This window comes from Nocardia sp. CDC519, assembly GCF_059509835.1.
Map to the genome: position 1 here is coordinate 3898579 of NZ_CM183377.1, position 10560 is coordinate 3909138.

General features: G+C 68.7%; 9 protein-coding genes. All 9 read left to right on the forward strand.

Annotated elements, in window-relative coordinates; genetic code table 11:
• The first annotated feature begins 9 nt into the window (after window positions 1–9).
• From AC5W7N_RS17390 to AC5W7N_RS17430, 9 genes are read left to right on the forward strand one after another with little or no spacing between them, the layout of a single operon-like run.
• Complete coding sequence (locus AC5W7N_RS17390) at window positions 10–1626, forward strand: class I adenylate-forming enzyme family protein (protein ID WP_195019901.1); 1617 nt, start codon at window positions 10–12, stop codon at window positions 1624–1626.
• Complete coding sequence (locus AC5W7N_RS17395) at window positions 1617–2861, forward strand: acyl-CoA dehydrogenase family protein (RefSeq protein ID WP_495921896.1); 1245 nt, start codon at window positions 1617–1619, stop codon at window positions 2859–2861. The genes AC5W7N_RS17390 and AC5W7N_RS17395 overlap by 10 nt, the downstream gene beginning before the upstream one ends.
• Window positions 2858–3994, forward strand: coding sequence for an SDR family oxidoreductase (locus AC5W7N_RS17400; RefSeq protein ID WP_194990156.1), 1137 nt, complete (start codon window positions 2858–2860; stop codon window positions 3992–3994). The genes AC5W7N_RS17395 and AC5W7N_RS17400 overlap by 4 nt, the downstream gene beginning before the upstream one ends.
• A complete protein-coding gene (locus AC5W7N_RS17405; RefSeq protein WP_195019899.1) occupies window positions 3991–4992 on the forward strand; it encodes an NAD-dependent epimerase/dehydratase family protein in 1002 nt (333 codons plus the stop codon). Before AC5W7N_RS17400 ends, AC5W7N_RS17405 begins: the two co-directional genes overlap by 4 nt.
• The gene (locus AC5W7N_RS17410; protein WP_194990154.1) at window positions 4989–6497 is read left to right on the forward strand and encodes a PEP-utilizing enzyme; all 1509 of its coding nucleotides are present in this window, start codon (window positions 4989–4991) and stop codon (window positions 6495–6497) included. Before AC5W7N_RS17405 ends, AC5W7N_RS17410 begins: the two co-directional genes overlap by 4 nt.
• Window positions 6494–6823, forward strand: coding sequence for an acyl carrier protein (locus AC5W7N_RS17415; protein WP_194990153.1), 330 nt, complete (start codon window positions 6494–6496; stop codon window positions 6821–6823). Before AC5W7N_RS17410 ends, AC5W7N_RS17415 begins: the two co-directional genes overlap by 4 nt.
• Window positions 6820–8526, forward strand: a complete 1707-nt coding sequence (locus AC5W7N_RS17420; RefSeq protein ID WP_495921897.1) for an AMP-binding protein — start codon at window positions 6820–6822, stop codon at window positions 8524–8526. Before AC5W7N_RS17415 ends, AC5W7N_RS17420 begins: the two co-directional genes overlap by 4 nt.
• Window positions 8526–9944 carry a PEP/pyruvate-binding domain-containing protein gene (locus AC5W7N_RS17425; protein WP_195019897.1) on the forward strand — a complete coding sequence of 473 codons (1419 nt, stop codon included), beginning with the start codon at window positions 8526–8528 and terminating at the stop codon, window positions 9942–9944. The genes AC5W7N_RS17420 and AC5W7N_RS17425 overlap by 1 nt, the downstream gene beginning before the upstream one ends.
• A gap of 3 nt (window positions 9945–9947) precedes the next feature.
• Window positions 9948–10535: a hypothetical protein gene (locus AC5W7N_RS17430; protein WP_194990150.1), complete on the forward strand. Its 588-nt coding sequence runs from the start codon at window positions 9948–9950 to the stop codon at window positions 10533–10535.
• The last annotated feature ends 25 nt before the right edge of the window (window positions 10536–10560 follow it).

Consider the following 10560-nt stretch of genomic DNA (forward strand, 5'->3'; position numbering starts at 1 on the left):
GGGTACACCATGGCACGACCGATCAATTTCGGCCTGCTGTTCGACCGGATGGCGGAACAACCCGTTGCGTCGCAATTCCATCTGGACCGCCCGTTCGCGATCGCTCCCGATCGGGGAATCCTCTACAGCACGGCGGCTCTCGCCGATCTGGTGGCCCAGACCAGCGGGTGGATCGCGGCTGCCGGGGTGCGTCCCGGCGATCGTGTGGCGGTGATCCAGGACAATCACTTCGACATCCTGCTGACCTCGGCGGCCGCCATCCGCATGGGCGCCGTGCCCGCTCAGATCGCCGCCGCCAACGGCCCCGACGCCTTGCGTGCCCTGCTGGCCCGGCTGCAACCCGCGCTGGTGGTGACCTCGACCGATGTCGTGTCCCGGATCCTGAAGGCCGGTTCGGATCTGCTGGCCGGAGTGCGCACCGTCGTGCTGGACTCACCCGGCACGCCTGTGGATCGCACCGAGTGGCCCGTCGGCGCCATCGCGCTCGACGATGTCCGCGGCGCCGCACCGGCACCGGTGCACTCCATCGAGCACGACGTGCCGATGATGATGACCCACACCTCGGGCACCACCGGCGTGCCCAAGATCGTGGTCCAGTCCGCCCGGACCCTGGTCGAGGCCAGCAGGCTGGAGTTGCTGCGGCTGCCGTTCGTGGTGAGCAAGCGCAAAGACACCGTGCTGTCGTCGATTTCGTTCGCGCACTGGCGGGCGGTGACCTGGATGGTCGCGCAGGCCCGGTTCGCTCCCGCCAAACTGGTGCTGGTCGCCGACAACGACCCCGATCGGGTGGGAGAGGTGTTGCGCACCCACCGCCCGACGAGTGTGGAGGCCTGCCCCAATGTCTTCCAGCGCTGGCGATCGCTGACCGACACCCATGCCGAGGAGCTCTCGCAGGTCCGGCTCTACATCTCCACCTTCGATATGGTGCATCCGCCGACGGTGCGCGCGTTCTTGAACGCGTCCAGGCGCAGGCTGCCGCTGTGGGTGGCATCGTGGGGACAAAGCGAATGCGGTCCGATCTCGAGCGCGATCTTCACTCGGCGGCGGTTGCGCCGCACGGGAGTGCCGGTCACCAACGATGTCGGCTGGACGGTGCCCACGGTGGCCAGGGTGCGCATCGTCGACCAGGAGACCGGTCAGCGGCGCGGTATCGGGCGCGCCCGCCAGGGCTTGATGCTGGCCAGTACCAAGGGCCGATGCCTGGACTACCTCGGTGAGAACGACCGCCACGACCGCAAGCGGAACGGAATGTGGTTCAACACCGGCGATGTCGGCTATCGCGACTGGCTGGGCCGGATCCGGCTGGTCGATCGCGAGGTCGATGTGATCCCGGGGATGAGCGCGCTCGAGCTGGAGAGCACGCTGCTCGACCGGCTCCGGCACGCCACCGAAGTCACCGTCCTCGGGGTGCCGGGTCGGCTGCCGCTGCCGGTGCTGTGCCTGGACCGCGAACTCGACGCCGCGGAGTGGGCCGACGCCGTGCGTGACCTGCCACCGCTGGACCAGCCCGTGGTGCTGCCCTGGGCCGAGCTGCCCCGCACCGCCACCTGGAAGGTGCGCCGCCATGCGCTGCGGGCGTCGGTGCTCGGCACCGACGAGACCTATGGCACCGGTCGGTGGACGTGATCGGCCGGCGACCGGTGGGAAGAAATACGAAGGAGTGCGACGTGACGGCAGGTCCGACGAGGACACAGCAGGGGCCCGCGGCAGCGGAGCTCGGACCAGTGGTGGAGAAGGTGATGGACGGCGTCGAGAACGCCTTCGCCGCACGCCGATTCCCGCGCCAGGTACTGACCGGGCTCGCCGAACAGGGGGTGCTGCGGCGGCGTTGGGCTGTCGGCGACAATCCGGCCGGCGATGTCGCCTACGGTGTCGCCCTCGGTGACGCATTGAGTTCGCGTGCGCCCGCGGGCATCGCGATCGGGGTATCGCTGCACACCGAGACCGTGTTGTCGATGCTGCACCGCTTCGCCGGTGATTCGGACTACCTGAACCAGTTGCGCGAGGATGCCGTGGACGGCCGGATGGTCGGTGCGGTGGCGGCCAGCGAACCACGTGGCGGTAGCGACCTGTCGGCGGTGTGCACGACGGCACGACCCACCTCATCGGGCTGGGTGATCGACGGCGCCAAGAAGTACGTATCCCTCGGCGCGGTTGCCGATTTCGCGGTGGTGCTGTGCCGGATGACCGATGCCGACGGCACGCCGACCGATCGGCATGCCACCATCGTGGTGCCGCTGGCGCAGGCCACCCGGATTCGAGAGCACGACAAACTGGGCACCCACGCACTCGACACCGTCGCGGTGGAGTTCCACCGAGTCGAGGTGCCACGGAACGCGCTGCTCGGCCGGGCGGGTCTCGGTGTGCTGAACCTGAACTATGGTTTGTCGTTCGAGCGTTTGGCGATCGCGGCGCAGGTGGCTGGTGGTTGTGCCGCCGCTATCGGGCTGGCCGTCGAGCACAGCGAACGGCGCACCCAATTCGGCAAGCGGCTGCGTGATCACCAGTATCTGGCCTTCCGGCTGGCCGAGTTGCAGGCCGAGGCGGATGTCCTCAAGTGCGCGGTGGACGAGGTGGCCCGCCAGGTGATGGCCGGGCCGCTGGACCGCGCGCTGATCTCGCGTATCGCCGGGTTGAAACTCCAGGCCGCTCGCGCAGGTGAGCGCCTGATCAGCGAGGCGATGCAAACCTTCGGCGGTCCGGGCTATCTCACCGGTGAAACGCCGTTCGGGCAGTTCTGGAACGACATCCGGGTGGCCCGGATCGGGGCGGGCACCGACGAGATGATGCTGGCCATCGTCAGCGACACGCTGACCGGTCTGCCGCAGATGTACGACCGACTGATCCGGATCACCACATGAGCGCGGCGCGGCCGACGATCCTGGTGGCCGGCCTCAGCGGCCAGGTGGGGCAGGGATTCGCCGAAGAGGTGCTGGGGTCGCAGTCACCGTTCACACCGACGGCGCTGGTGCGCCGCCGGTTGCGCAACAACCTGGCGGGCGCACCCGGAGCGGGTGACCGGATCGACCAGCTGATCGGTGACGTCACCGCACCGTCATGGGGCCTCGACGATGCGCAGGTCGATCGCCTCGATGCGATCGGTGCCGTGGTGAATCTGGCGGGTGTCGTCGACTGGACCGCCTCACAGGCCGAGATGGACCGCATCAACTATCTGGGTGCGGTGACCGGACTCGAACTGGCACAGCGGCTTTCGCAGCGGCACGGCCGACCGGTGCCCTACCTCTACACCAGTACCGCCTATGTCGCCGGCACCATGGGCGGTCGCATCGCCGAGCAGCAGCACGATCCGCATCCCGACCGGACGCCTTACGAGCTGAGCAAATGGTTCGCCGAACGGCATCTGCTGCGTACCGCCGCCAAAACCGGGCACCCGGTGCTGATCGCGCGCATCGGTGGCGTGATCGGCAGTTCGCGCAGTCGCTCGACCACCCGGTACAGCTCGCTGTATCAGCTGGTGACGCCGCTGTCGCGTGGGCAGATGCCGGTGCTGCCGGTGCAGCGCGGGGCGCGGGTGGACATCCTGCCGCGCGATGTCGTCGGTGAGGGTTTGGTGCGCCTACTCGACCACGGCGCCCGCACCGACCACGACAGCTGGCGCGGTGGCGCGTTGGTGCACCTGTGCGCGGGCGACTATGCGCCCACCCTGGAGGCACTGATGACGCTGCTGCGCTCCAAGGACACGGCTGGGCGCTATCAGCCACCGCGACTGGTGACCGTCTCGCCGCGCGCGCAACGGCTGACAGAGAACGTGGCCTTGAAATACGCGCGGTGGAGCCGGGAAATGGGCAACCGGCTCTTCGGACTGCGTTATGTCTCGATCGATCGGGTCTTCGAACGTTCGCGCCTGCACGCGTTGACCGGCGGCTGGGTGCCCGAGACGACGGCCGAGACGGTGCTGGATGTGGCGTTCGGACTCGACTATGCCCGCCCTGCCGACGATTTCGCCGATCTGCCGCTGGGGAGGTTCGCATGAAGGTACTGGTCATCGGGGCCAGCGGTTACCTCGGCCACGCGGTGGTCGGTCGGCTGGCCGAACAGGGTCATGAACTGGTGGAGCTGAGCCGGTCGGGTTCGGCGCTGGCAGGCATCGGTGTGGCCGGTGATGTCTGCGTCCCGGGGTTCGGGCTCTCGCCGGCGGTGCGCGGTCAGCTGGCTCAGGTCGATGCGATCGTGTCCTGTGTCGGTTCGGTCGGGATGTCCTCCGAGCCAACCGAGATGGTGAACCTGCACGTCAACGGCACCCGGACGGTCCTCGAATTCGCCGGCGAATGCACCGGATTGCGCCGGCTGGTGCATGTGTCGAGTGTGCTGGCACTCGGGCGGGCGAGCGGACTGATCACCAACCGGGATCTGTCGCGCGGACAGACCTTCCGCAACTGGTACGAATACGCCAAGTACCGCGCCGAACTGCTGGTCCGGCGGGAACGGAACCTACCGGTGAGTGTGCTGCGGCTGGGTACGCTGCTCGGCCCGGCGCCCGCGCACCTCATTCCGCGCACCGGCGGACCGGTCGCCGCGCTCGGACATCTGCTCAGCGGTATGCCGCTGGCTTTGGCCGAACGCGGCGAATACCCGGTGTACGCCACCGATATCGGTGCGAGCTCGACCGTGGTGGCGCGGTTGCTGTCATCGGAAGAGCCGGGGGTGCGCACCTACACCTATTTCGATCCGGCCCTGCCCACTCTCGCCCATGTGCTGACCGAGCTGTGCCGCGCCCGTGGCGTGACACCGAAGCTGGTGGCGGGCAGCGGGTTCGCTCTCGGAATGCAGCGCGGCTTGGCGCGGCGCTTCGGCATCGAATCCGGGGTCGCCGACTACGCGCGCCCGCTGTTCCGCTTCGATCCGCGGATACTCGATGAGCTCCCCGGAGGGCCGGTCGAGTCCACCCCCGACTATCTGGCCGAGACCGGACGCGCGCTGTGCCTGCCCGACCGTGCCATCGCGACCATCGCCGAGGGAGGGCGACTGTGACGACATCCATGGCGACCGGTGGCCGCTGCCGGGTGGACACCGCACCGCATCCCATATTGCAGGTCTATTCCGCGGGCAACTTCGGCGAGATCGCACCCGAACGGCTCTCGCCGATGTCGTGGTCGCTGGTCGGGCGGCCGATGGAACTGGGTACCCGCCGGTTCGTCTCCGATATCCTGCGGGCTCCGACCTGGGCCACCGGATCGCACTACGTGTTCACCGGTTACTTCCATTGCCGCCCGTACCACAATCTCAGCGCGTACTGCCATATCGCCGAACATGTCGACCTGCTGACCCCCGAGGATGTGACCGCGGCTTATTTCGAGGGGATCGAACCACCAGCGGCACTGCTCGGCAAACGGCCGGGCCGCATCACCCGGCATCGCGCCACCGCGCGCATGCTGCGCGAGCTGGTCAATCTGCGCCCGCGGGTGATCGAGCTGGAACAACGGGTGTTCGATTTCGAGAACCTGGTCCAGGACGTGTTCGACGCCGGTGCCGATTGGCGGCTCGGAGAACTGGCCGAAGTGGGCAATACCCTGCTCGAATCGGCCTGGCACCTGCACATCATCGGCACCTCCGGTTCGATCGCCGCCGATGTTCTCCAGCGCACCGCGATCAATCGGCTGGCCGCACACGGTAGTTCGGTGGTCAACTGGCTCAAGGAGCCGGCGGAGCTGCCCTGGGGGCCGCTGGTGGAGTTGGCGCCGATCGCGGGCGGTCCGGCCGAATTCGTCAAACAACCCTTCTACGAGGTGGCCGACACCACCGCGCCGTGGTGCGACTTCACCCTGCCGCCGATGGGCGCGGCCGTGCGGACCGGACGTGACCACGTCGACCTGACGCCGCGCGAGGCCCTGGTCGGCATGCACGAATCCTGGCGCGGGCGCGGTATCGATGCCACCGTGCTGTTCCTCGGTGACGTCATGGCGCTGCGGGAGCACAGCAAGTCACTGGCGATGCGGCTGCTGCACGCCCACCGCCGGTTCATCCCGCGGCTGGCCCGGTTGCGCGGTGTCGGCCAGGACGATTGGCCGTATCTGTCGATGTCCGAACTGCGTGCCGACGCCCTGCCCGACGCGGTCGAGATCGAAGCCCGCAGGCAGTCGTGTGAGGACTCGCTGGCTCTGCACATGCCCGACTACCTGGACTTCACCCCCGGTGCGCCCGGTGCCCATCAGCCGGTGCGCACGCCGTGCGGGGTCTCGGCGGGCACCTACGACGGGGTCGCGATCGGACTCGACGAGATCCCTTCGGAGCCCGGTGCGGTGCTGGTGTGCGAGAGCGCCGACGCCAACATCATGCCGCTGCTGCCGTTCGTGTCGGCGGTGGTTACCGCGCGCGGCAGCCGCTATTCCCATGTGGCCATCATCTGCCGCGAGATCGGCATTCCGGCAGTGGTGTCCCATCCACTCGCGACCGAGATCAAGCCCGGTCAACGCGTCCATGTCGACGGTGACAAGGGCCTGGTGACAATCATCGATGACAAAGGAGAGGTCCTATGAGTGAGCACGCATCCCGCGCTCAGCGGTCGGCTGAGGATGCGGCGCTGGAGGATCCGCAGGTGGTGCTGTCGGCCATCGAGGACGAACTCGGTGTCGGTCGTCCCCGTCCGGACCTGCGGATGACCGATTCGATCCGCGAGGACATCAACCTGGATTCGCTGTCGTTGATGGAAGCCATGACCCGGGTCGAGGAACGCTACGGCATCGAACTCATCGACAACCCCGAGATCGGGTCGGTGGAGACGGTGGCTGATCTGGTCGGATTGATCCAGCGGATCTACCGGCAGTCCCGGGACGAGGACGGCGACAACAGAGGCGCGGCATGAAGTCGGTCGCCGAATGGTTGCTCGAGCCGGTAGCCGATGGCGGGCTGGCGTTGTGCGAGGGTTCCGAATGGGCGCACCATCCCTACCCGGTGCTGGCCGATGAGTCCTTCGGTGCTGTGGAAACGTTGCGTGAGCACGGAATTCACAAGGGGGACCGGGTAGCGCTGCTCCTGCCCTCCGGTGCGCCGTTCGTGCGGTTCTTCTTCGCCGCGATGGCGATGGGCGCGGTGCCGACCGTGGTGGCGCCGCCAGGGTTGCACGGCAGCACACCCTACGCCGACTATGTGCGGGCGTTGCTGTGCGCGCTGGACCCCGCAGCCGTGATCGCGGAGCCCGCGACTCTGCGGCTGCTGCCACCGGCCCCGTGGGGCGCCGTCGCCGCGCCCGCCCGCATCGATGCCACCGCCCCGGTCGCGGCCGGGTCTGCCACCGTGATGGATCCGGTGCTCGGCGATGAGACCGCGCTGATCCAGTTCACCTCCGGTTCCACCAGTACTCCGCGTGCGGTGCGGCTGAGTGCGGGTTCGATCGTCGCCCATATCGATATGCTCAAGGCCGCGCTGTATGTGCGCGGCGCCCATCAGACCGAGTCGTTCGGGTCCTGGTTGCCGCTGCACCACGATATGGGGTTGATCGGCAACTTCCTGACCCCGGTCAGCCACGGTAAGGATCTGTGGCTGATGCGCCCGGAACAGTTCGTGCGCAGACCTGGCCTGTGGTTGGAGCTGTTCGGCAAGTATGCGGTGAACCATTCGGCCGCACCGAACTTCGCTATCGAGCGGATCGTGCGGACGGTGAGCGCCAAGAGTCTGGCCGGGATGAACTTCGCCGATTGGCGCACCCTGATCGTCGGTTCGGACCGGATCTCGCTCGGCGCCATGCGGGCGCTGTACGAGCTGTTGGAGCCCTTCGGCTTCGGCGCCGATGTCATCACTCCCGGTTACGGTATGGCCGAGACGACCTTGGCGGTCTCGACCACTCGCCGCGAGCCGGTCCAGGCGCTGCTGGTGGATGCCGCCAGTCTGCGCGCGGGGGCGCCGGTGCGGGTGCGGGCCACCGAGACACTGCGGGAACCGGTTCAGGCCGACGCCGATGTCGTGCGAGTGGTCGACTGCGGGGTGCCGTTGCCCGGTGCTGCGGTCTCGGTCGCCGACGAAGACGGGAACGCGCTGGGCGAGGACCACATCGGTGAGCTCGTCGTCGAATCGCCTGCGTTGTTCAGCGGCTATCTGAACGACGGCGCCGACGGTGGCCAACCCCGGCGCTACGCCACCGGCGACCTCGGTTTCTGCCGCGATGGGCGCGTGTATGTACTCGGCCGGCTCGGCAATTCGGTGAAGGTCAACGGCCAGTTCGTCACCGCCGAGGATCTCGAGATCGCGCTCGCCGAACGATTGGGGATGCCGCACGACAAGATCGTGGTGGTGCTGCGTGATCTGGGCGCGCAGACAGCGCCAGCGGTGCTGATCGCGTTCCAGCAGCTACTCACCGAGGAGCGCACCGCCAAGGCGCTGACCGTGCTGGCCCGTTCCGGCATCTCCGCCGAGCGTGCCGCGTTGGCGACGGTGGCACCGCTGGCCATTCCGCGGACCACCAGTGGTAAGCCCAAACGGATTCCGCTGTGGGAGGCCATCGAGTCCGGTGCCGTCGCGGCGAAATGGGGACATGTCGGCTCGGATTCGCCGCTGTGGGGGTGCCGTTGATGTCGCAGCGCGATCGGAAGAGTCTGGGCAACAAAGGATTCCACCTTGTCGAACTGGCCGGTCGGGGCTACCCGGTGCCGCCGTTCGATGTGCTCACCGCCGAACACGTCGCCGCGGGGGTCGCCAGGGACGAGGTGTCCGAGCTGTTGGGCGAGCTGCGCACGCGGGCGCACTCGCTCATGGGCGCCGATCGTCCGGTCGGGTTCGCGGTGCGATCCAGCCCGCCGGTGAGCATGCCGGGCATGATGGACACGATCCTGGCAGTAGGGCTGGGGGAGCACGATCTACCCGCGCTCTCGGTCCTGCTGGCAGGCGACGAACCCGCCGCTGCGCTGGTGGCCGAGGGCCGGCGTGCGCTGCGGGCGCAGGTGGGATCGGATCCCGGCGTTGATCCGGTGGATCAGGTGCTGGCCGCCGTCGAAGCGGTGCGGGCGTCCTGGGACAACGAGCGGGCCAGGCAGTACCGCCGTGCCCATGACATCGGCGAGGACAACGGGCCGGCGGTCGTGGTGCAGGTGATGGCGTTCGGTTCCGGGGCGCTCTCCGGTAGCGGCGTCGCCTTCAGCCATGATCCGCGCACCGGACGTCCGGGTCTGTCCGGGGAGTACCTGCCGGCCAGCACGGGCGAGGCCCTGGTGGCGGGGCAGGTGACACCCGAGCCGTTGGACCGGCTCGCGGCCCAGTGCCCGAGCGCCTACGCACACCTCGATGCCGTGGTGCGGGAATTGTTCCGCTGGCACAAGCACCTGGTCGAGGTGGAGTTCGTCGTCGAAACGGGCACGTTGTGGCTGGTACAGCTGCGTGCCGCCACCGCATCCCCGGCCGCGCACACCCATGTCGCCATCGACGCGTGGCGGAGCGGGGTGCTCGACCGCGACACCGCGCTGACGCGACTGTCGGCCGAGGCGCTCGGTGCCGATTCCACGGCGCGGGCGGCCGAGGGCCATGCCGCCCTGCTGGCCACCGGGGTGCCCGCGTCGCCGGGGGTGGCGGTGGGCCGCGTGGTGTGCGCGTCGGAGCAGGTGCTCGCGCATCCGGACGAGCCGGTGGTGCTGCTGCGTCCGCGGACCGAACCGGAGGATTTCGTCGGGATGGTCAATGCGGCCGGAATCGTCACCATGGAGGGCGGTTTCGGCTCCCATGCCGCGGTGGTGGCCCGTGAGCTCGGGGTGCCCGCGGTGGTGGGTGTCGGCGACGGATCGCAATCGGTGGTGGGTCTGGCACCCGACACCACCGTGACGGTATGCGGCACGACCGGCCGGATCTGGGCGGGCGAGGTGCCGGTGGAATCGGGCACCGCGGTGCCGTGGCCTGCGGATCTGCTCGGACCCGAACCGGCGGGGTCGGATCGGCAGCACCAGGTGCGAACCCTGCTGGCCGGGGCCGGGGCCGGTGGTGCCGTCAACGAAAGGAGTTAGACGATGATCGGCGAAACAATCGACGACGATCTCATGCGATTGCGGCTGCTACAGGCGCTGCGGGTGGCGGGCTGGCTCGACCGTGACCGGCTCGCCGCCGCGGTCGCCGATCTCGACGGTATCGACATCGATGCCGAACTGGCCGCGCTCACCGGCGCCGGATCGGTGCGATCGGTGCAGACGCCCAAGGGACAGCTGCACGGGCTGACGCCGGAGGGCACCGCGACCGCCGAACGCGCGCTGACGGGTGAACTCCGACAGCGGGTGCTGCCCGAGGCCGCGGAGCTGGTCCGGCTGCTCGATCGGTTCGAGCGGGCCGATCCGGTGCTGAAGCAGGTGGTGACCGCGTTTCAGCGGGAGCGCAGCGACGCGGGTGCGGCCGCGGTGGCGGACTTCCACGCCGAGCATGCCGGCCTGCTCGGCGAGATCGGCGCGGCGGGCGCGCTCTGGGCCGGGTACCCACAGCGCTTCGCGGGCGCGGTCGCCGCTATCGAGTCAGGGCAGCACGACTACGTCGCCTCGCCGATGCTCGACAGCTACCACACGCTCTGGCATCTGCTGCATCGGGAACTGCGGATGTTCGCCGGCTGATCGGCCGGCGGCCATCGGATTCGGC